This is a genomic window from Sorangium sp. So ce124, from assembly GCF_051525235.1.
Classification (GTDB): domain Bacteria; phylum Myxococcota_A; class Polyangia; order Polyangiales; family Polyangiaceae; genus Sorangium; species Sorangium atrum.
In genome coordinates, this window is sequence record NZ_CP150312.1 from 5,973,893 (window position 1) to 5,993,995 (window position 20,103).

18 protein-coding genes are annotated in these 20,103 nt (G+C 72.0%); 7 read left to right on the forward strand and 11 right to left on the reverse strand.

Annotated elements, in window-relative coordinates:
* Positions 1 to 25 precede the first annotated feature (25 nt).
* The 4 genes from WMF19_RS22335 (at position 26) to WMF19_RS22350 (ending at position 5,397) form a co-directional block, all read left to right on the forward strand.
* Positions 26 to 1,348, forward strand: coding sequence for an aminotransferase class III-fold pyridoxal phosphate-dependent enzyme (locus WMF19_RS22335; protein WP_437900925.1), 1,323 nt, complete (start codon positions 26 to 28; stop codon positions 1,346 to 1,348).
* A 10-nt stretch (positions 1,349 to 1,358) separates the two neighbouring features.
* Positions 1,359 to 2,669, forward strand: a complete 1,311-nt coding sequence (locus WMF19_RS22340) for an MFS transporter (RefSeq protein WP_437900926.1) — start codon at positions 1,359 to 1,361, stop codon at positions 2,667 to 2,669.
* A 137-nt stretch (positions 2,670 to 2,806) separates the two neighbouring features.
* On the forward strand, positions 2,807 to 3,724 hold the full coding sequence (locus WMF19_RS22345; protein WP_437900927.1) for a trypsin-like serine protease: 918 nt from the start codon (positions 2,807 to 2,809) through the stop codon (positions 3,722 to 3,724).
* Positions 3,725 to 4,017: 293 nt separating this feature from the next.
* Positions 4,018 to 5,397, forward strand: coding sequence for an OmpA family protein (locus WMF19_RS22350; RefSeq protein WP_437900928.1), 1,380 nt, complete (start codon positions 4,018 to 4,020; stop codon positions 5,395 to 5,397).
* A 77-nt stretch (positions 5,398 to 5,474) separates the two neighbouring features.
* Here WMF19_RS22350 and WMF19_RS22355 read toward each other — a convergent pair whose 3' ends face one another.
* The 6 genes from WMF19_RS22355 to WMF19_RS22380 all read right to left on the reverse strand — a co-directional run bounded on the left by WMF19_RS22355 (position 5,475) and on the right by WMF19_RS22380 (position 12,732).
* Positions 5,475 to 6,365, reverse strand: a complete 891-nt coding sequence (locus WMF19_RS22355) for a hypothetical protein (RefSeq protein ID WP_437900929.1) — start codon at positions 6,363 to 6,365, stop codon at positions 5,475 to 5,477.
* Between the two features lie 10 nt (positions 6,366 to 6,375).
* On the reverse strand, positions 6,376 to 6,861 hold the full coding sequence (locus WMF19_RS22360) for a hypothetical protein (RefSeq protein WP_437900930.1): 486 nt from the start codon (positions 6,859 to 6,861) through the stop codon (positions 6,376 to 6,378).
* A gap of 302 nt (positions 6,862 to 7,163) precedes the next feature.
* The gene (locus WMF19_RS22365) at positions 7,164 to 8,627 is read right to left on the reverse strand and encodes an alkaline phosphatase D family protein (protein WP_437900931.1); all 1,464 of its coding nucleotides are present in this window, start codon (positions 8,625 to 8,627) and stop codon (positions 7,164 to 7,166) included.
* Between the two features lie 182 nt (positions 8,628 to 8,809).
* Positions 8,810 to 9,895 (reverse strand): hypothetical protein, encoded by a 1,086-nt coding sequence (locus WMF19_RS22370; protein WP_437900932.1) that lies wholly within the window; start codon positions 9,893 to 9,895, stop codon positions 8,810 to 8,812.
* A 144-nt stretch (positions 9,896 to 10,039) separates the two neighbouring features.
* A complete protein-coding gene (locus WMF19_RS22375; protein ID WP_437900933.1) occupies positions 10,040 to 11,410 on the reverse strand; it encodes an OmpP1/FadL family transporter in 1,371 nt (456 codons plus the stop codon).
* Positions 11,410 to 12,732 carry an OmpP1/FadL family transporter gene (locus WMF19_RS22380; RefSeq protein WP_437900934.1) on the reverse strand — a complete coding sequence of 441 codons (1,323 nt, stop codon included), beginning with the start codon at positions 12,730 to 12,732 and terminating at the stop codon, positions 11,410 to 11,412. The genes WMF19_RS22375 and WMF19_RS22380 overlap by 1 nt, the downstream gene beginning before the upstream one ends.
* Before the next feature lie 51 nt (positions 12,733 to 12,783).
* Between WMF19_RS22380 and rlmN the strand changes: the two genes are divergently transcribed.
* The 3 genes from rlmN to tatC are packed head-to-tail and all read left to right on the forward strand — an operon-like array spanning position 12,784 to position 15,706.
* Positions 12,784 to 14,025, forward strand: coding sequence for a 23S rRNA (adenine(2503)-C(2))-methyltransferase RlmN (gene rlmN, locus WMF19_RS22385; protein ID WP_437900935.1), 1,242 nt, complete (start codon positions 12,784 to 12,786; stop codon positions 14,023 to 14,025).
* A 44-nt stretch (positions 14,026 to 14,069) separates the two neighbouring features.
* On the forward strand, positions 14,070 to 14,819 hold the full coding sequence (tatB, locus tag WMF19_RS22390; RefSeq protein ID WP_437900936.1) for a Sec-independent protein translocase protein TatB: 750 nt from the start codon (positions 14,070 to 14,072) through the stop codon (positions 14,817 to 14,819).
* Entirely contained in the window at positions 14,816 to 15,706 is an 891-nt protein-coding gene (gene tatC, locus WMF19_RS22395) for a twin-arginine translocase subunit TatC (protein WP_437900937.1), read from the forward strand. The genes tatB and tatC overlap by 4 nt, the downstream gene beginning before the upstream one ends.
* 172 nt (positions 15,707 to 15,878) lie before the next feature.
* On the opposite strand, the gene WMF19_RS22400 is transcribed toward tatC, so the two are convergent.
* The 5 genes from WMF19_RS22400 to WMF19_RS22420 form a co-directional block, all read right to left on the reverse strand.
* The gene (locus WMF19_RS22400; RefSeq protein WP_437900938.1) at positions 15,879 to 16,817 is read right to left on the reverse strand and encodes a prolipoprotein diacylglyceryl transferase; all 939 of its coding nucleotides are present in this window, start codon (positions 16,815 to 16,817) and stop codon (positions 15,879 to 15,881) included.
* A 2-nt stretch (positions 16,818 to 16,819) separates the two neighbouring features.
* Positions 16,820 to 17,581 carry a signal peptidase II gene (lspA, locus tag WMF19_RS22405; protein ID WP_437900939.1) on the reverse strand — a complete coding sequence of 254 codons (762 nt, stop codon included), beginning with the start codon at positions 17,579 to 17,581 and terminating at the stop codon, positions 16,820 to 16,822.
* Positions 17,582 to 17,758: 177 nt separating this feature from the next.
* A complete protein-coding gene (lspA, locus tag WMF19_RS22410) occupies positions 17,759 to 18,442 on the reverse strand; it encodes a signal peptidase II (RefSeq protein WP_437900940.1) in 684 nt (227 codons plus the stop codon).
* Between the two features lie 199 nt (positions 18,443 to 18,641).
* A complete protein-coding gene (locus WMF19_RS22415) occupies positions 18,642 to 19,109 on the reverse strand; it encodes a DUF4398 domain-containing protein (protein WP_437900941.1) in 468 nt (155 codons plus the stop codon).
* A gap of 32 nt (positions 19,110 to 19,141) precedes the next feature.
* Positions 19,142 to 19,495: a DUF4398 domain-containing protein gene (locus WMF19_RS22420; RefSeq protein WP_437900942.1), complete on the reverse strand. Its 354-nt coding sequence runs from the start codon at positions 19,493 to 19,495 to the stop codon at positions 19,142 to 19,144.
* Positions 19,496 to 20,103: the final 608 nt, after the last annotated feature.

The window sequence follows — 20,103 nt, forward strand, 5'->3', positions numbered from 1 at the left end:
TCTCCAGCCTGAGAGAACGACCACGATGACCACACAGACGATCGACACACGGGACAGGAAGCAGGGAGGCGGCGCGCCGCAAGGCGCCGCGGAGGGGCTTCGCCTCGACCGCTCGAACGCGCTGCTCGCCGAGGCGCGAAGGCTCATCCCCGGCGTCACGCAGTCGCTCATGAAGCGGCCGGAGATGTTCGCGCTCGGCTCGTTCCCCGTGTACCTCGAGGGCGGCGAGGGCGCACTTGTGCGCGACGTCGATGGCAACCAGTACATCGACTACATCTGCGGCCTCGGGGCGAACACGCTTGGGCACAACCACCCTGCGGTCGTCGACGCCATCCGGCGGCGGCTCGACAGGGGCATCCTTCACTCGCTGCCGACGGAGGTCGAGGTCACCGCCACGCAGGACCTCGTCGCGCTGACCCCGGGCGCCGAGATGGCCCGCTTCTTCAAGACCGGCGCGGACGCGACGTCCGCGGCCGTCCGGCTCGCACGCCACGTGACCGGCAAGGAGAAGGTCGTCATCGTCGGCTACAACGGCTGGCACGATCACTTCATGTTCGACACCCCCGGCGTCCCGGCGGTGCTGCGCGAGTACACACACCGCATGCCGCTCATGGCCGAGGCCGACGAGCAGCCGCTGCTCGATCTCATCGCGAGCAAGGGCCCGGAGCTCGCGCTCGTGCTGCTCTCGCTGCCCTACAAGCGGTGCGTCTCGGCGGAGTACCTGCGCAAGGTGCGCGAGGCGTGCCGCGCCCACGGCGTGCTGTTCGTCCTCGACGAGGTGGTCACCGGCTTCCGGCTCGCGCTCGGCGGCGCGCAGGAGTTCTACCAGATCGAGGCTGATTTCGTGTGCCTCTCGAAGGGCATCGCCGCCGGCATGCCGCTGTCGGCGATCGCGGGGCCGCGCCACGTGATGAGCCGGCTCTCGGAGCTGCAGGTGTCGACGACGTTCGGCGGCGAGATGCTCTCGCTGGAGGTCTGCAGGGCGGCGCTGCGCGAGTACCGCGAGACCGACTACATCGCGAAGGTCGCCGCGCTCGGGAAGCGGCTGCGCGAGGGCATCAACCGGCGCGCAGAGCAGGGCGGCTTCCCGCTGCGCGTCGTGGGGTACGACGCGATCCCCTTCTTCCTCATGGCCGAGGATCTGGCGGTCCACACGAAGCGCATGGAGCCGTTCGTCGGCGCGATGGCGAGGCGCGGCGTCCTGCTGCGGCGCGACGTCAACTTCCTCTGCGGCGCGCACACCGAGGCGCAGATCGATCACACGATCGACGCGGCGCACGACGCGCTGCTCGAGCTGGCGAGCCGCGGCGTCATCGAGCGCGGCGCGGGCGCGAAGGCCCAGAGCTGAGCCCACGGTCGTGCAGAACGCTCGCTCCGAACGGACCCTCCTGTTCCTCATCGCCGCGGTCCAGTTCGTCAACCTGCTCGACTTCATGGTCGTCATGCCGCTCGGGCCGGACTTCGCTGTCGCGCTCGGCATCCCGATGTCCGACATCGGCCTGATCGGCGGCAGCTACACCGCGGCGGCGGCGGTCTCGGGGGTCGCCGGCGCGTTCTTCCTGGACCGCTTCGACCGGCGCAGCGCGCTCGCCGTCGCGATGCTCGGCCTCGTCCTCGGCACGGCCGCGGGCGGCCTCGCCACCGGCCTGCCGAGCCTCCTCGCGGCGCGTGTGCTCGCCGGCGCGTTCGGGGGGCCCGCGACCTCGATCGCCTTCTCCATCGTCGCGGACGCGATCCCGCCGGAGCGGCGCGGCAAGGCGATGGGCGTCGTGATGGGCGCCTACGCCCTGGCCGCGGTGCTCGGTGTGCCGGCCGGCCTCGAGCTCGCGCGGCGCGGCGGCTTCCAGGCGCCGTTCTTCGCCGTCGCGGCGCTCGGGCTCACCGTCGCGGGGCTCGCCCTGCTGCTCCTCCCCTCGATGCGCGGCCACCTCGCCGGGGCGCGGGCGCGCGCCGAGGAGGACGCCCTGCGCGAGCTCCGCGCGCTCGTCGGCCGCCCGCTCGTCCTGCTCTCGTACGCGACGACGGCGGCCATGACGATGGCGTCGTTCCTCGTCATCCCGAACATCTCGGCCTACGTGCAGCACAACCTCGGCTATCCGCGCGAGCGGCTCGGCCTGCTCTACCTCGTGGGCGGCGCGCTCACCTTCGTCGTGATGCGCACGGCGGGCGCGCTGATCGATCGCATCGGCGCGTTCCGCACGAGCCTGGTCGGGGCAGCGACGCTCGTGGCCGTCCTCTATGCCGGGTTCCACTCGTACGTGCCGGGGCTGCCCGTGCTCGTCGTCTTCGTCGCCTTCATGACGGGAACGGCGATCCGCAACATCTCCCACAGCACGCTCGCCTCGAAGGTGCCGCTCCCCTCCGAACGGGCGCGCTTCGGATCCATCCAGTCGGCCGTGGATCACCTCTCGTCGGCGCTCGCCGCGTTCCTCGCGGCCCGGATGCTGCACGAGCTCCCCGATCAGCGCCTCGACGGCATGGGCGCCGTGGCCGCGCTGGCGATCGCGTTCACGCTCGCGTCGTCGTGCCTGATCTTCCTGATCGAGCGACACCTCGCCCTCGGCGCGTCGAGCAGCGCCGGCGCCGCGCGCGCTGGAGGGACGGGGCTAGTCGACGAGCGCGAGAGTCCAGAGAGCGCGACTCCAGCCGGGCGCCCCTCACCTGGCTGACCTGCTTTCCATCTCCGATTCCCCTCGGTAGAAACACCAACCACTCGGAGGCACCTCCGCTTCTGATGCTGGAGAAAAGGTCCAGGGGTCGGCTTGCACGGCCGCTCCTCACATGCTCTTTGTCGATGACCTCATCAATGGCGTCCCCGTCTCTCGTCCCGCGCCTCGCGGGATGCCTTGGCTGCCTTGTCGCGGCCCTCGTCCCCCGCATCGTCGTCGCCGTCATCCCGGCCGGAGCCTCGCCTCCTCCGGTGGCGGCGGTCGCGCCAATCACGGAGGCTCCGCCGCTCGCAGAAGGCGCGCCTGGGTCCCTCATCGACGGCGCCGCGCGCGGCGTCGTCGCCGTGGCCGTGTCCCATCCGGGTCCTCTGGGCGGCGAGCGACGCGTGAGCCTGTGCAGCGGCGCGCTCGTCGAGCCGAACCTCGTCTTGACGGCGCGTCACTGCATCTCGCGCAACCTGACAGCGGCCCCTCGCTGCGATCGCTCGGGCAAGTCGCACAATGGCGATCACGTCGGCGCAGACATCGATCCTTCCGAGATCGCCATTTACACAGGGGACCATATCGATGTCTCCCGCGACGCCGCGCGGGCGCGCGCCGTGGCCACGCTGCACGGGAAAGAACGCGTCCTCTGCGACGCGGACATCGCCTATCTCGTGCTCGATCGGCCCCTCACCGACGTGGCGCCTCTGCGGATGCGCGAGGTCGGGGCGATCGATCCAGGCGACAGCGTGATCGCCGTCGGGTACGGCGGCGGAGCGTCCAACCGGCTCGGCGTCCGCGCCGCGCGCGGTCCGCGCCTCGTCGCCGCCGTCGGGCCCCGCGCCGATCCGGCGACCGGCAAGGTCCTCGGTCCGCGCGAGTTCGAGATCGAGGGGGCGACATGCGCCGGCGACTCGGGAGGTCCGGTGATCGACGCCGACCGCGGCGACGTGGTGGGCGTCACCTCGCGAGGCGCGGGGTGCACCGCGGCTGGCAACCACGTTTATACGCGCACGGACGCCTTCGCCGCGCTGACGGCCGAGGCCCGCACAGCCGCGCTCGCACAGCGCTGAGCTCCGCGCGCCATCGCCGCCGGCTCGCCTCGGCGAGCACGAGCGTGGGGACGCGCGCGGCAGGAGCAGACCGTGTGCAGCCGCGGCACAGCCCGCAATGCGCGGTCGTGCCGGCACGTCGCTCGCATCGCGCAGACTCGCCGGAAGACAGACGAAGACCGACGAAGACAGACGAAGACAGACGAAGACAGACGAAGACAGACACGGGATCGACGCTCATGCGGTCAGGATCGCGTCCGCGATGACGCTGCCTCGCCCGCGCCGATGACCACTTTCCCGGAGGGATCGGAACCATGTCGTTGCTGGACACCACCAGGGGCTTCTTGACGCCCGAGCTCATCTCGGCCGCAACGAAGGGGCTGGGCCTGAGCGATGAATCGCCGACGAGCGTGCGCGCCGCCGCGGAGAGCTCGGTGCCGACGCTGCTCGCCGGAATGGCTCAGGTCGCCTCTTCGGAGGGCGGCGCAGCGCAGCTGTTCAGGATGATCACGGAGCGGGACTACGAAGGCCTCCTCGGGAGAGCAGGGCCCCTCCGCGCCGAGCAGGCCGAGGAGCTCTCGCATCATGGGCAGTCGATGATCGCCCGCCTGTTCGGAGAGCGCGCGGGCGGGATGATCGAGCTCATCTCCCGCTCCTCCGGCGCGGAGCAGCGGTGCTCGACGGCGATGCTGGGCCTGGTCGCTCCCATCGTCGCGTGCGTGCTCGGCCGCGAGGTGAGGTCGAGAGGGCTGACCGCGCGGGGGCTGTCCGATCTGCTCTCCCATCAGAAGCAAGCCTTCAAGGACGATCCACGCGCCCCGGCGGGCCTCCCTGGCTTCCTCGCTCCCTCGATCGCGGCGAGCGCTCCTTTCGTCGCGGCGGCGCGCGAACGGCCGCGCGATGCGGTGTCGTCAGTCCCGTCCCGAATGGCGGCCTCTTCGACCCCGCTTTCCTCACGTGAAGGGCTCCTCCGCAACACGCAGACGCGAGAATGGCTGCTCCCGACCTTGCTGGCAGCGGCGGTGCTCGGAGGCCTCTGGGCGTTCGTCCGCGAACGAAGGCTGGACCGCGCCGCCGCCGAGCCCACGCACGAAGCCCCGATCGCGGCGGCTCCGAGGGAGGACCTCGCTCGGCCCGTCGCGCCGCCGCCGCAGGCCGAGCCGCCGCGCGCCGAAGCGCCCACGGCCGCCGCGCCCAGCGAGGCGCCGCCCAGCGCGCCGGAGATCGTCGAGCAGCTCAAGATCACGGCCGGAGAGATGACGCTCCCGGGCGGCAAGGTCCTCTCCGTCGACGAGCACGGCTCCGAGGCGGAGATCGCGCGGTACCTCGACGCCGGAGCCGCGGATGGCCCCAAGCGCTTCTCGATGGAAGGCATCAACTTCCAGTTCGGGACCACGGAGCTGACCGAAGCGTCGCGACCGAAGCTCGACGCGCTGGCCACCATCCTCGACGCCTATCCCTCCGCGCGGGTGCGCATCGAAGGGCACACCGACTCCGTGGGCGGCGCCGAGGGGAACCAATCGCTCTCTCTGGCGCGAGCCCAGACGGTGCGCGACGAGCTCGCCGCGCGTCGGATCGCTCCCGATCGCATCGAGGTGGCCGGGATGGGCGCCGATCAACCGGTGGCGCCGAACGACACCGCCGGCGGACGCGCGCAGAACCGCCGGATCGACGTCACGGTCCTGAGCCGCTGAAGCCGCGGCTCACCCCCTCCACGCCAGGAGCAAGGTACCGGCGCCGGCCTGCGGAAGCGGGGTACCGGCGCCGATCTTCAGATCTCCCCGTAGGCCCTTGCGATCACCCGGCGGGCAACCGACTGGACGCCGGTGTGCTCGAAGTAGTTGGTGGCGAGATCGATCGCGGCCGCGAGGCCATCGAGCTTGCCGCCCGCCGCGCCGAGGTGCCCGCTGATCCGCTCGAGCACGCCCTGCCGCTCGATGCCCTTCTTCGCGATGAAGCCGGCGATCGCCGTTTGCGACGCGCCGAGGCTCTCTTTCATGATCTCGCGCTTGGCATCCACGCTCCCGCCTGGCAGGTATCCCAGCAGGCGCGCAAAGCGGCTTTGCTGGCCGAGCTGCTCGTTCGTCGCGCTCGAAACGGTGTCCACGACCCGAGCGAGGAAGTCGGGGCCGAGCGGGATCATGCCGTCGCACACGATCCAGGCGGCGAGGCGCATCGCGTCGTCCTTCTCGTAGCTGGCGAGCGAGGCGGCGAAGTCGCCGATGCTGTCGCCCGGCAGCCCGTTGATCGAGCAGAACGCCGCGAGCTCGGCGACGAGCTTCACGCCCGCATCGATGGCCTGGGTGGTGTCGGCCTTGGGCGTGATCTTCGACAGGAAGGAGAGAAAATCGGACGCATCGCCGATCTTGCGCGCGATCGTCGCCACGCCGGCGAGGCCGCTCGTGTCGTCGACCAGCCGGAAGATCCGGACCGCGCGCTGGTAGCCCTGCTCCGACTCCGCATAGAGGGCGATCGCACGCTCGCCGACCTGCTGGATGAGGCCCTGATCCTCCTCGCCGGTGACGAGCTTGATCATCTCCTCGAAGCTCGTGACGTTCTTCCACTCGCCCGGCACGATGTAGTCGAGCGCCCCCAGCAGCCGAGTGGTCATGTTCGACTTCGGGAGGTCTTCGAGGATGGAGTGAATCGATTCGCGCGTCATGGGGGCCCCTTCAGAGGTTCGCTAGACCGCTCAGGTCAAATCGCTTCAGCCATTCTTTTCGCGCCTCGGGGTCCAGGGTCTGGGATGACACCTTCACCTGGAAACGATTCTTGACGAGGAGCGCGGACTGGTTCTTCCCGACGGTCACGACCGGCATGCCGGCGAGGTGATCCGTCGCGCTCGCGAACTTGGCGACGACCTGGGGATCGCCCGCCGTGTCGGAGATGGCCAGGGAGGCCACGTCTCCGCCGTCCTTTCGCAGCTTGGCCTCCGCGTAGCCAGGCTTCTCCGCGGTGAAGACGCGGCTCGTCCCCTCGGCTCCCTCCGGGGGGAAGAACGCATTGAACGCGGATCCTGGCTTGATGTCAGGGGCGGCGCTCGCGGCAGGCGCGGGCGCCTTGGCCGCCGCCTCGTCCCAGCGCGAGGGAGGTTCCTTCTGGCAGGCGACCAGCAAGAGCGCGACGGAGAAGAGCAGGGACGGCGTTCTCGTGTTCATCGTGTCTCCGGTCCGGTGCTGGCGCTGCGTGCACCCCCGCGACGATCGCCAACGGCCAACGTCCAACGGTCAACGTCTGAGCATCGGCCGTGCCATGTCGCGGCGACTGCCGTGGCGAGGAGAGACACCGTCTCGGAGCAGGATGGTGACGAGCGGCCGCTCGTTGGATAGGCGTGCAGGACGTGCTCACGCCCCTCCGCCGTGACGGCGCGTGACCGCGGTCCCGCCGGCGACGCCCGCTCGTCTCGCCCCCACGGGGCGTTCTCCGCTATGCGAAGGGCCAGCTCATGGCTTATCGCTGCTTACGTGTGCACTCTCGGGAGCACTTGCTCGAGGACGCCGACGGTGCCGTTGTCCTTCTCCACGTGAAAGCGGACCGACAGGTTGTTGTTCTTGTCCCAGTCATCTCCGCCGTCGCTCGGATCGAGGATCGCAAAGTTGCGGTGCGTGACGCAGTACTTGTGGTCCGATCCCGCGATCTCCCGGAGGGATCCCTTGATGTCTCCGTTGAACAGGTTCTGACTACCGCCGTTGGTCAGCACCGAGAGGATCATGCCGAGCATCCCCTTGGGAGGTGGGCGCGCGATGCCGGATGCGGTCACCTGGTACAGGCGAGGCCGCGAGCGCGGCTTCCCGAACCCGAGGCCCGTGTCGATGTGCGCCATGGTGCCCACGTGGATATCGCCGCCCAGGAGCGTCACCTGGGTGCCAGGGCTGAAGCCGGCGAAATTCATGAGAGACATCAGGAAGCGCCTGCATTCGTTCTGGTTGTTGGAGGCCGCCCAGCCGTCCCGGATATCGTCGAGTGTTGCCTTGCTGAACACGCTCGAGAGCGCCTCGGCGGCCGCGAGCGGCAGGTAGACGACCGGCGTGCCGACCACGACAAGGAGGTGCCTGAGATCGAGCGCCGCGAGCTCGTTGAGCCTCAGCTCGAGGTCGTCGAGCTGCTGCTTGCCCAGGATCGTACCGTTCTTCCACGAGCGCTGCGACCGCCCATCGACAGCGAGGATGGCGACGTCGCCATACTTCGCGATCCAGCCGAACCCCGAGCTGCTCAGGCGGTCCCTTGGGCTCAGCGCCATCTGAAACTCCTTGAACGCCTGCTCCGCGGCCCTGTAGCGCTCAACGGCCTGCGCGGTGCCGTCGTTGTTGTTCGACCCCCAGCCATCGTAGATCTCGTGGTCGTCCCACATCATGATGTTCGGGCAGCTCCCGAGGACCGCCGCCACGTCAGGGTGCGACCACGTCTGCGCGTAGTGCCTGCGGTACGCGGCCGTGCGCCCCTCCGAGGGCGACCACCCCGTGGGATCGCCGTCGCCGTAGATCTGGTCTCCGGCGTGGACAAGGAGGTTCACCTTGCCTTCGTCCACGAGCGCCTTGAGCGCCCGCCACATCGCCCCGCGCCGCTCCTTGGGGAACTCGTGATTGTCGATGTCGTTGCAGCTCACGAGGCCGATACGGATCGGCCCGTTCGCGACGGTGCGGAAGGCGGAGCCGTTGATGCTCAGGTTGTCCGCGGGTGTAGGGAGCGGATCTCCTGCGTCGTGCTCCACGACGCCGTAGCGAACCCTCTCGCCGCTCAGCCCGCTCAGCTCGAACGTGGCGAGCCCGAAGGGCGGCGCGCTGTTGATCGGCACGTCGAGCGTGCGAACGCCGTTGTCGTCCGCGAACGCCAGCCTCGCCCTCGCCTTGGGCCTCTCGAAGACGGCCAAGATCCTGCTGGTTGTCTGCGTCGTGTGTCCGATGACTGCGCTTTTGAACGCCATGGTCCGCCTCCCTGGCGAGAGCTCGTCAGCCTCGTTGTCTACCTGCGGTTCCGGGCAACCCGCGCGATCGGGCCCGGGGCCCCGCCTCCCATCGACCTGGCGGGCATGATCCCCTATGTTTCGTCGCGGGCGGCCGAACGCAAGTTTTTCGGCTCGCGCCGAGGCACTCTCACGTCTCGCGCTCACCGCGTAGGGGGCGGGAGCGCGGCGTCGGCGGGCGCGACGCCGGCGGCGACCACGGGGTAGCCCTGGCCGTCGCGCGTCCCGGCCGCCTGCGTGACGAAGAGCAGCGAGAACCCGGGGTAGACAGCCACCGCGGGCGCGCGCGGCGAGAGCGCGGACGACGCGCCGAACACCGGCGCGACGGCGCGCTCCAGCGGGCCGTCGTGGCCCAGGCGGGCGGCCAGGCCGATGGCCGAGCGCCCGGCGCTGTCCCTCCCGGCGTAGTAGACGCGAAGGAGCGGGCGGCCCGTGGCGGAGACGGCGAGCGCCGGGGCGGGATCGGAGACGGCCGCGCTGTCGAAGGGCTCGCCCTCCGCCGCCGGCGCGCCGGCGCCCTCCGGGGCACCGGCGCCGACGATGGACGCCGGCTCGAGCGCGGGACCGCCGCCGACGCGCTCCCAGGCGAGGCCGTCGTCGCTGCGCGCCTCGCCAAGGAACGAGGCGCCCGCCTCGCCGGCGACCTCGTAGAACATGCGCAGCGAGCCGTCGGGCAGGCGGACCACGCCGGGGCTCCTCGGGATCGCGCCGCGCTCCCAGCCGTCGCCGTCTGCGGCCGGCGCGAGCACGGGCGCCGGCTCGCGCGTGAAGGCGAGCCCATCGGCGCTGCGCGCCAATCCGATGCCGCCCGCCGCCGCGTAGTAGAGCCAGATCTCGCCGCGCACGAGCACCGCCGAGGGGGCCGCCACCGTGCCGCCTTCCCAGGGCAGCTCCGGCGCGAGGACCGTCACCGACGATCGCTCGAACGAGCGGCCGTCCGCGGCATCGTAGCGGACGACGGCGTTCGGCGGAGCGAGGGGGTCAGGCGGGGCGTCCTCGGGGTGGAGGGTGGCCGCGAAGAAGCCGGCGGCGGCGAGCGTCGAGGGATCGCCGTCGAGATCGACGACGGACGCGTCGCGCGCGAAGCGCTCGTCGTCCTCCATGACGTGCGGGGCCGTCCGCGCGTTGCCGAGCTCCTCCCCCGCGATCTCCCGGAACGGGCCGGCGTGGGCGTTCGGCAGGCTGCCCTCGCCGCCCTCCGACGGGAGCGTCGCGCAGGCGGCGAACAACCCTGCTGCGACGAGCGCGAGTGCCCGCAGAGACGATGGCTGCAACGCCAGACGTGGCCCAGTCCCTGGCGAACAGGCGGTGACACGACATGTGTGCCGACGTTCATCGATCTGCATGTGAAATGTCACGATGTGTGCGCCGCCTCAGAACACCGCCGTCACCGTCGCCCCCAGGTTCAGCATCGTCCCGTCGGCCCGGTAATCCCCCACGAAATCCGCCGGATTGTCCTTCTCGACCACCACCTCGGGCAGCACCGACAGCTGCCCGTGAAGGTCGATCCGGAGCGACCCTGGCAGCTCCTCCAGCGGCCGGTTCAGGACGACGCCTGCCCCCAGCGACATCGTGTGCCGGTCCGCGTCGATATAATTCGTCACGCCCTTCTGCGGCGGCACCGGGGACCTCTCGTAGACGTAGCCCGCGCGGAGCGGGATCTCGATCGCGCGGCGCTCGCCCTGCCCGGCCACCTTGCGCAGGCCCCCCGCCGCCGGGATGACGTACTCGACGCCCAGCCTCGGCACGAACCGATCCCCGAACCGGAGCGGCGCGACGGCCGTGGGCCTCGGATCGTCGGGCAGGTCGATCGGCACCTCCGGCGGAGGCGCCGCCTCGAGGTGCGCCCGCGTCCTCGCCACCGGGCTCTCGTAGGCCGACCAGTTCACCCACGTCACGTCCAGGTTCACGCGGAGGCCGCGGATCCGCTGGAAGCTCGCCCCCACGACGACCTGCCGCGGCAGGAACGCGTCGACGGTGCGCGACTCGAGCTCGTACAGGAGCGGCACCTCGATGCCCGCGAAGTCCACGACCCCCTGCAAGCGCGCGTCGATCGCGAGGGGGAGCTTCGCCTCCCCGCGGTAGGCGATGCCCACGAAGCCGAGCTCTCCGGCGCGCACCCGGGCGCCGAGGTGCGGATAGCGGATCGACGTGAGATCCGCGTCCACCTCGTGCCGGAGCGCCGAGTCGTAGGGAGACAGCGCGTCCGCGCGGCCCGTCACCGCGAAGCGGCCCCGCGTCGAGGCGAGGAACGCGACGCCGCCGCCGAGCTCGAGGAACGGGAGCGGGCGGACCGCAACGCTCGCGGTGAGGAAGAGGATCGACAGCCGGTCGTCGTAGAGCTCCCAGCGCGGCGTCTCCTGGCGGATCGCCTTGATCCGCGACAGCCCGTCGTCCGGGAGGAACGTCGCCAGGCCCAGCGCGAACGGCACCCCGAGCACCTCGCCGGGCACGACAAGGCCGCCCGCGAGCCCGTGGACGTCGCGCACGCCGCTGTCGCGGCCGTTCGTGCGCAGGCGGTTCGACGCGTAGCCGTAGCCGATCGAGAGGCCGAGGCCCGTCGCGCCGCAGAGGCCCGCCGGGTTGTAATAGCTCGCCGAGAAATCGGTCGCGTCCGCCACGAGCGCGCCGCCCATCGAGGCGCCGCGCGAGCCGAGGCCATACGCGTCGGGCGCATGCGCGCGCGCTCGCCCCGCCGCGGCGAGCGAGAGCAGCGCGGCAGCGGCGCAGGGGAGCCGGCGCATCAGAACGCCACCCCGAGCGTCGTCCCGCCCGCGACGAGCACGCCCCGCGTGCGCACGGCGCCGGCGCCTCCCTCCCCCGCGCCCGCCGCTCCCTCCTCCCGCTTCCGGTGCGCCCGCGGCAGGAGCAGCTGGACCTGGCCGAACAGGTCCAGCGTCAGCCGCGGCAGCGGCGCCGAGAGCGCGAGCCCGTAGCCGAGCGAGAGCGCGACGCGCGCGTTGTCGTAGACGTTGGACGCGCCCGTCTGCTCGGGCGCGGGCGACGGCTCGAAGAACGCGCCGGCGCGCGCGTGCGCCGTGGCCCCGCGCCCCAGCGCGAGGCTGCGCTCCACGCCGGCGCGCGGCACGACCGTGTCCGAGTACCCAGGGTCCGCGGGCGCCGGCGCCGCGCACGAGCCGGCGAACGGCTCGCCCGTCTCGGGGTCGACCTCCGGGCAGCGCACCGTCGCCTCGAGCGCTCCGGGGTAGTCCGACCAGCGCTTGTACGTCGCGCCGATCGCCACCTTCCACGGCCCCTTCACGCGCGCCACCTCGAGCGCGATCTGCGCGGGATCGTACTGCGCGATCCCCGCGATGTGAAGCGGCGGCACGGCGATCCCCCCGAGATCCTCGGCGTGGATGACGACGTTGAACCGCCCGACGAGCGCGCCGCGGAACGTGGCCCCGACGCGGTAGGCGCCGACGTCGTAGCTCGCGCCGAGGATCGGCCCGTAGCTCGCGACGAGCGTGTCCTCGACGAGGGTGCCCACGCGGCCGGAGGCGTCGGTCGCCACCGTCACCGCGCCGGACAGCGCCGCCAGCGCGGCGAAGCCGGCGCCCACCCGGACGCCGCGGCCCAGCCGCGCGCCGAGCGCCGCCTGCACCGCGACCGACTGGGTGCGATCCGCCAGCGGGAACTGCGGCGTCTCCGGGTAGAGGATCCGCCCGCGGACCACCACGTCGAGCGGCGCGAAGAAGCCGAGGCCGATCGTCACGCGATCCGCGAGCGCGCCGCCGAACGGGATCGGCACCGTCGCGCCGATCACGCTGCCGCGCAGCGGCGCGTAGGACAGCCGCAGGTCCCCGGCGCGGAGGTCGAAGATCGCGCCCGCGAGCCCCAGCGTGAGCCGGCGCTCGCGCGACAGCGACAGGAGCGCCGGGTTCGCGTGGACGGCCTCGTAGCCCTCCGCGGCCGCGGCGCCCGTCGCGCCCATGGCGCTCGATCGCGCGCCGAAGCCGAGCACGTCCTCCGGCGACGCCTGCGCCGCGCCGCCCTGCGCGAGGGCGAGCCCCGCCGCCAGGAGCGGCGCGAACCCGCGCCCCCTCCGGCGGATCCGGCGAAACATGAGCGCGCGACCGTAGACTGGGCCGCCCTGGCGCGCTAGTCGGTATCCGCCGTGGATCTCAGCCCTCGAAGCAGCCCGGACGAACGCCGCCCCCGCCTCGCGCTCCAGGCCGTGCTGCCGGAGGAGCTCGCCGGAGCGTGCGGCATCGACATCGCCGACGCGCGCCGCATCGTCTCCCTGGCGCACCGCCTCGGCGAGCTCCCCTCGCGCGCGCCCGCGACCGTCCGGCGCGCCGCGCTCGACGCGGCGCGGTCGGCGGGCGAGATCAGGACGCTCGCGCTCGTCGAGCGGCGCGCGAGCGCCGAGGATCCGTTCGTGAAGTACGCCTTCCGCCTCGAGGACGGGGCGACGGTCGAGTCGGTGCGCATCCCGCTCGAGCGGCCGGGCCGGTACTCGGCGTGCGTGAGCTCGCAGGTCGGCTGCGCGCTCGCGTGCGCCTTCTGCGCCACCGGGCGCATGGGCCTCACGCGCAACCTGGAGGCCTGGGAGATCGTCGAGCAGGTGCGGCTCATCCGCCGCGATCTCGACGCCACGATCGGAGGCGGCGCGCGCGTCCATGGAGTGCTGTTCCAGGGCATGGGCGAGCCGCTCGCCAACGCCGACCGGGTCATCCAGGCGATCCGGGTGCTCTCCGAGCCGAGCGCGCAGGCCATCGACATGCGCAACATCACCGTCTGTACGGCGGGGCTCCCGTCCGGCATCCGGCGGCTCGCGGCCGAGGTCCCCGCGGTCCGGCTCGGCCTGTCGCTCGGCTCGGTGCGCCCCGGCAGGCGGCGCCTGCTCATGCCGATCGACGGCGCGCACCCGCTCGACGAGGTCCTCGCGGCCGTGGGCGAGCACGCGCGCGCGAGCGGGCACGCGCCGATGTGGGCGTACACGCTCCTCGCGGACCAGAACGACACGGACGAGGACGCCGCGTGCCTGGCCGCGCTCGCCCGCGGCTTCGCGGCGCAGCACGGCATCTCTCCCCGGCTCAGCCTCATCCCCTACAACGCGATAGGCGCGCCCGGCGATCCCCTGCCCTCGCCGGGCGGCGGCGATGAATGCGGCGCGTCGGCCGATCCGTTCGTGCGCTCGGCGCGGCTCGACGCGTTCCGCGCGGTCCTCTCCGCCGCTGGCGTCGGCTCGATCGTGCGCTACTCGGGCGGGGGCGACGTCGGCGCGGCGTGCGGGCAGCTCGCGCGGCCTTTGGCGGAGGCGCAGCGGCCGGGCGGCCGCCGGGCGCCGCCCCGCGCCGGGGCGGCCGCGGGCGCAGCCGACGCCGGGCCAGGCGCGCGGCCCAGGCCAGTGTGAGCGTCGCTATGGATCCCCGCTCCCGCGCGCGCTAGCTTGCGCGCGTGTTCGGCTTCAGCTTCGGCGAAATCATGGTGCTCGCCATCGTGGGCATCATCGTGGTCGGTCCCCGGCGGTTGCCTGCGATGATGCGAACGGCGGGGAGCTGGGTCGCCAAGCTCCGCCGCTTGAGCACCGATCTCCGGACGCAGAGCGGCATCGACGATCTGATCCGCCAGGAGGGGCTGGAGCGTGAGCTCCGCGAGCTCCGCGCCCTGTCGCGGGTCAACGTGATCGAGACGCTGGTGAACCCCGTCGTCGGCGCCGTGACCGCCGGTACGGTCGCCTCGTCCACGCCGCGCGTGAGGCCGCCGGATCCCGAGCCGCCGCCGCCCGACGTGAAGCCGCTCCGGGAGCGCGAGTACCCCGTCCTCGGCTGCGACGCCTACGGCGTGACGCTGGACGGGGCGCCGGACGGCGCGACCAGCCTGCCGGCCGCGGCAGAGAGCGCGACCCCCACGGAGACAGCGAACGCGGCGGACGCCACGGCCGGCGTGGCCGGCGCAGACACCACGGCTGGCGCGGCAGACGCCACGGCCGACGCGGGGTCAGCCGCGGTGACAGCGACAGCGACAGCGACAGCGACAGCGACAGCGGCCCCAGACACCGCCGCGGTCACAGCGACCGCGGCCCCAGACACCGCCGCGGTCACAGCGACCGCGGCCCCAGACACCGCCGCGGTCACAGCGACCGCGGCCGCAGATACCGCCGCGGCGACGCAGGGCCTGGCGACCGGAAACGGAGCGACGTCATGAGCCAGGAGCAGGCGGCGGCGGTCAAGAGCGGCTCCCCGGAGGCGACGGGCGCGTCGAGCGACGCCGCGGCGGAGCCCGACGAAGACAAGCCGATGTCGTTCTGGGAGCACCTCGACGAGCTGCGCAAGCGGCTCGTCCGGAGCATCCTTGTCTTCTTCGCGGCCTGCATCGTGGGGTGGGAGGTGCGCGAGGAGCTCTTGCACTTCCTGACCGTCCCGTTCGTGCAGGCGTGGCGGGAGCAGAACCTGCCAGGCAACCCCTCGCTCCACTTCGGCGCGCCCGCGGCCGCGTTCGTCGCTTACTTCAAGCTGTCGATGATCGGCGGCGCGGCGATGGCCTCGCCGTTCATCTTCTACCAGCTGTGGGCGTTCGTCGCGCCCGGCCTCTACGCCAAAGAGAAGCGCTACGTCATCCCGTTCGTCCTGTTCTCGACGATCCTGTTCGTCGGCGGCGGCTGGTTCGGCTGGCGAGCGGCCTTCCCGATCTCGTTCGGTTACTTCCTCAGCATGGCCGGCACGGTCGGCGGCGACGGGGTGACGATCACGCCGACCGTGATGATGGGCGACTACCTCGACTTCGTCGCCCAGCTCCTGCTCGGCTTCGGGATCATCTTCGAGATCCCGCTCATCGTGCTCTTCCTCTCCATCGCCGGCCTCGTCAACTACATCCAGCTCATCATGTTCGGCCGCTGGTTCGTGTTCGGCGCCTTCGTCGTGGCCGCCGTCCTGACGCCGCCGGACATCACGAGCCAGCTCGTCATGGCCGTGCCGATGTGCCTGCTCTACGTGCTCTCGATCGGCCTCGCGTACGTCTTCGGCAAGCCGCCGACCGACGCCCAGCGCGCGGCGTACAAGTCGCGCAAGGAGAAGGAAGTCACCAAGGGCTGACGGGCGGCGCGGCTCGGGCCGCATGCGCCGCATCCTCCGCGCGCCGCCCTCCGCGGCGCCGTGGCGTGGCAGCCTGCTGCGCTTCTCTTCCTCGCGCCGTCCTCCGCGCCGCGTGGCACATGGCAGACGGCTGCGCTTCTCCTCCGCGCACCTTGCTCCGCGGCGGCGCAGGTCAGGCGGCGGGCGCGGCCGCCACGGGCGCTGCCTTCCGGGTCCGCGCCACGTGGATCGCGACCGCGACGCCGGCCATCGCGAGCCCGATGAGCTGCGACGTGGACAGGCCGAGGAGGCCTCCGCGGTCGTCGGCGCGCACGAACTCGAGCACGAAGCGCCCGAACGCGTAGAGGCCGAGGAACGTCGCGAAGACCTGCCCGTCGTACCGCTTCCGCCCGTGCACGTAGAGCAGGCAGATCGCCGCGATGGCGAACGACATCGCGGACTCGTAGATCTGCGTCGGGTGCACCGGGTGCGACGGCAGGCGCGGGCTCGTGAGCTCGAGCAGCTTGAACTGCGCCTCGCTCGCGGGGCTGTTCGGCGGGAACGAGAGCCCGAACGCCCCTTCGGTGCGCAGGCCGAAGCAGCAGCCGGCGAGCAGGCAGCCCATCCGCCCGAACCCGAGGCCCAGCGGGACGGCGAAGCCCGCCATGTCCGCCGCCTTCCAGAACGGGAACCGATCGCGCTTGAGCAGCCAGTACGCCATCCCCGACGCGCCAAGGAAGCCGCCGTAGTACGTCAGGCCGCCGGCCCAGAACTTCGCCCACGCCAGGCAATCGCGCTCGATCGGGTGGCAGACCCCCTTCGCCGCGTCCCAGACGCCGTGGTACCGCGACGCGCAGAGCGCCTGCTCGACCTTCCAGTCGACGAGCGACGGGTCGGTGCACAGGTGCACGTAATCCCAGAAGTAGCCGTCGGCGACGACGTGGAGGAGCCTGCTGCCGACGACGCCCGCGAGCAGGCAGGCGAGCCCCAGGTCGACGATCACGTCCGGATTCTGGCCAATCCGCCTCGCCCACAGCGCGCCGATGGCCGTCGCGAAGAGGAAGCCGGTCAGCAGCAGCAGGAAGTAGGCGGGGAACGCGACGTCGAGCAGGCGGAACAGCTCGGGCCGCATGGTCAGCCCGCGGACGCCTTCGCGCCGGACGCCTTGCGGGCGAGCTCGGGGCGGTGGGGGGAGAACATGTCGATCGCCATCAGCCCGACGCCCACGACGATCGCGATGTCGGCCACGTTGAACGTCGGCCACACGAACGTCGAGGTGAGCCGGACCTGGATGAAGTCGATGACGTACCCGTAACGGATGCGGTCGACGAGGTTCCCGAGCGCGCCGCCGAGCACGAGCGGCAGCCCCCACCTGAGCGCGATCTGGGAGGGGTGGAGCTTGCGGTACAGCGAGACGATGAAGACGATCGCCGCGAGCGAGACCAGCAGGAAGAACGGGCGGCGGATCGCCTCGCTCTCGTCGCCCAGGATGCCCCACGCCCCGCCGTGGTTCTTCGCGAAGATCAGGTTCAGGTGATCCTTGATCACCTCGATCTTCCGGAACGAGAGCGGCCGCGGCGCGGCGGTGAGGTCCGTGAGCGCCTGCGGATCCAGCCGGTCCTTGGCCCACCACTTCGAGCCGAGATCGGCGGCCAGGGTGATGGCCGAGACGGCGATCAGGAACACGTACGACGGCCGGTAGGTGGGCTTCGTCGGCGCGACAACGTCGTCGGCGTCCCCCTCCTGCGAGGAGCCGCGCCCGTCGTGGTCGCGTTCGCCGGCGGAGGCCAGCGGCTCGCCGGCCGGCGCGTTGTTCACGGGGGCGGAGCGATGCGACTCCGCATGGGCACCTTCGTTCTCGGCGGGAGCGTCTCGCGGCGTCGCTTCTTCAGTCATGCGGAGCGCGTTCCTCTACGACAAACCGAGCGCTCCGGCAAAGGCTTCCCTCCGCGGGCGCCGCCGCGCGCGTCTTTCACGTCTTGCGCGTCGCAGGTGCCTTGCGTGACTTGCGCGACTTGCGTGACTTGCGCGCCGCGTGCCATCCGCTCCGGCCGAGCCGCCCGCTCGCGTCCTTCAGCTGGCCGGCGGCACGGGCGGAGGCGCTTCCGTCGATAGCGGAGGGGTGGGGTCGCCGCCTGCCAGGCCCTCCGAGGCGCCGCGAGCGTCTGGCGACGGCGCGTTCGCCCTGCGGGTCGCGACGATCATGTCCTTGGACATCAGGAGGACCCCCGCGACGATCGCGATGTCCGCCACGTTGAACGTCGGCCAGTGAAACTCGCGACCACCGCGGATCACGTACACGTCGATGAAGTCGATGACCCAGCCGTAGCGGATCCGGTCGACCAGGTTGCCCATCGCGCCGCCGAGCGCCAGCGCGAGCCCCCACTTCATCCCGGTCTGGTCCCTGTGGACGCGCCGGTAGATCGAGAAGATGAAGACCATCGCCGCGGCGGAGACGAACAGGAAGAACGGCCGCCGCAGGCCGTCCGGAAGGCCGCGCAGGAAGCTCCAGGCGCCGCCGGGGTTCTGCGCGAAGATGAAATCGAGGTGGTCCGGGATGATCGTGAGGACCTTCGCGCCCGACCGCTTCGGGTCGAACCCTGTGAGGCGCGCGTGCGCCCACCCCTTCGTCACCAGGTCGGCGGCGCACGAGACGAGCGCCACGACGGCCAAGAAGCGGAGCGAGGCGCGCTCCTCGCTGGGGAGGTCGTCGGGAAGGTGCGCGGCGGGCGACGCGTGCGGTGCGTCCGAGGACATCGTCCTCGCTTCTACGCGATGGCGTGGCACGGAGCAAACAGCCTCGAGCAGAGCGATGCCCGGCGGCGGTTGCCTCCGTGCTTCCATGGTTCCGCGCTTCCACGCTTCCGCGCTTCCACGCTTCCGTTCGTCCGTCTCGCGCCTTCCGGTTCCATCTTCCGTTCTCGCCCGCGCCTCCTCGGCCGATCGCCGCGCCGGTTCACCTCCGGTTCAGGATCACCAGCGGACGCTCCGGGGCGCGCGATCGCGCCGGCGCCTTTTCCCGTGCGGGAGGATCGGCCGGAGCGGCCGGGTCGACCGCCGGCGCCCCCCTCCTTCGCAACGCGAGGTGCACCTCGCCGTACGCCTGGAGGGCCGCGCCGCGCTGCCGCTCCGTGGCCGCCGTGCGCCCCAGCGACTCGGCCAGCTGCGCCCGGCGCCCCGCGAGGTACGCGAGATCCCTCGCCTCGGCGAGCTCGCTCCCCCCGGCGAACGCGCGCTCCGCGCGCTCCATCGCCTCGGTGGCGCCGCGCAGGTCCGCGGGCGCGAGCTCTGCCGCCGCGCTCGTCCGGGCGCGCTCGTAGCTCTTCCTCGCGTCGATGAGCTCCTTCGGCGGGAGCGGGGCGCTCGCGCACCCCAGGAGACCGCCGACGAGCAGAATGGCCACCGTCCCGTGATTGGTTCGCATGATTCCGCGCCTCCTCTCCGTGTCCGTGAGCCCTAGGGGAGCTGCCGCTGGATGGATCCGACCGCCTCGAGCGCCTCGTGCGTGCGGGCCTGAGCCTGCGCCTCGCGCAGGAGGGCGAGCGCGAGCTCCGCGTCCGCCTGCGCGCGCAGGAGCATGCGTTGCGCCCGCTCGGGCACGCCGTCGGCCGACAGCGTCGTCGCCCGCTGCACCTGCTCCCGGGCGAGGCGGAGGTGGGCTTCCGCCCGCGGGTCCTCGTCGGCTCCGACCTCTTCGGCGGCTCGAATCATCGCCTCCGACGCGCCGAGCCGCTCGCCGAAGCTCGGAGCGTACGCGGCGCACCCCGCCGCCGACGCGCCGAAGAGCGTCAAGAACACTGCGTTTTTCATGTGCGACACCTCGTTGCCAGCCCCGGACGAGAGGTCGCCCGGAGAAGGCGGGTGAAAGAGCGGATGGGATCATCGACTCCGGATCTCCGTCGTCGATCGGCTCTTCCTCAGGCAACCAGCACACCAGGGCCGACGCCCTCCGGGCGTCGCCTGACCCCGCCCGCGAGAGGCGCCGCCCTGCGTCCGTCGGTGCGGGAGGAATCACGACGGCACTGAGACATCGCCTCACGCGCCGTATCCGGGCTTCCCATCCGTTGCGCGCAAACGAGCCATTCGCCGGAGCGCCCGCGTATGTCGCGCGCCGCGGCTGCACCACGGGAGAGCCCCAGACACCGGATCTCGTTCGAGGACGGGAGAGGCCCTCTCTCCGCTGTACGCCCGCCTGCCGCGGCGGCCCGCCGCGACCGCGTTCCGCGCCGGTCTGCTACGCCTGCCTGCCGCGCCGATCCGCCGCGTCAGCGCTTCGCCCGCGCGCCGCCGTCCCCTCGCCCGCGCCGCCCTCCCCTCGCCAGGGCGCCGCCTGCCAGGATCCCGGCCGCGCAGGCCAGCGCAGCACCACGCCGGCCGACGTGTGCGTCGCGCCCGATCCGGTTGAGTGACACGGCGCA

Coding starts and splice junctions, on each gene's coding strand:
- WMF19_RS22355 (WP_437900929.1), bottom strand. CDS start 6,365: ATGACGCGCGAATCGATTCACTCCATCCTCGAAGACCTCCCGAAGTCG.
- WMF19_RS22365 (WP_437900931.1), bottom strand. CDS start 8,627: ATGGCGTTCAAAAGCGCAGTCATCGGACACACGACGCAGACAACCAGC.
- tatC (WP_437900937.1), top strand. CDS start 14,816: ATGAGCCAGGAGCAGGCGGCGGCGGTCAAGAGCGGCTCCCCGGAGGCG.
- WMF19_RS22380 (WP_437900934.1), bottom strand. CDS start 12,732: ATGTTTCGCCGGATCCGCCGGAGGGGGCGCGGGTTCGCGCCGCTCCTG.
- WMF19_RS22400 (WP_437900938.1), bottom strand. CDS start 16,817: ATGCGGCCCGAGCTGTTCCGCCTGCTCGACGTCGCGTTCCCCGCCTAC.
- WMF19_RS22375 (WP_437900933.1), bottom strand. CDS start 11,410: ATGCGCCGGCTCCCCTGCGCCGCTGCCGCGCTGCTCTCGCTCGCCGCG.
- WMF19_RS22415 (WP_437900941.1), bottom strand. CDS start 19,109: ATGCGAACCAATCACGGGACGGTGGCCATTCTGCTCGTCGGCGGTCTC.
- WMF19_RS22345 (WP_437900927.1), top strand. CDS start 2,807: ATGGCGTCCCCGTCTCTCGTCCCGCGCCTCGCGGGATGCCTTGGCTGC.
- WMF19_RS22350 (WP_437900928.1), top strand. CDS start 4,018: ATGTCGTTGCTGGACACCACCAGGGGCTTCTTGACGCCCGAGCTCATC.
- WMF19_RS22420 (WP_437900942.1), bottom strand. CDS start 19,495: ATGAAAAACGCAGTGTTCTTGACGCTCTTCGGCGCGTCGGCGGCGGGG.
- WMF19_RS22335 (WP_437900925.1), top strand. CDS start 26: ATGACCACACAGACGATCGACACACGGGACAGGAAGCAGGGAGGCGGC.
- lspA (WP_437900940.1), bottom strand. CDS start 18,442: ATGTCCTCGGACGCACCGCACGCGTCGCCCGCCGCGCACCTTCCCGAC.
- lspA (WP_437900939.1), bottom strand. CDS start 17,581: ATGACTGAAGAAGCGACGCCGCGAGACGCTCCCGCCGAGAACGAAGGT.
- WMF19_RS22360 (WP_437900930.1), bottom strand. CDS start 6,861: ATGAACACGAGAACGCCGTCCCTGCTCTTCTCCGTCGCGCTCTTGCTG.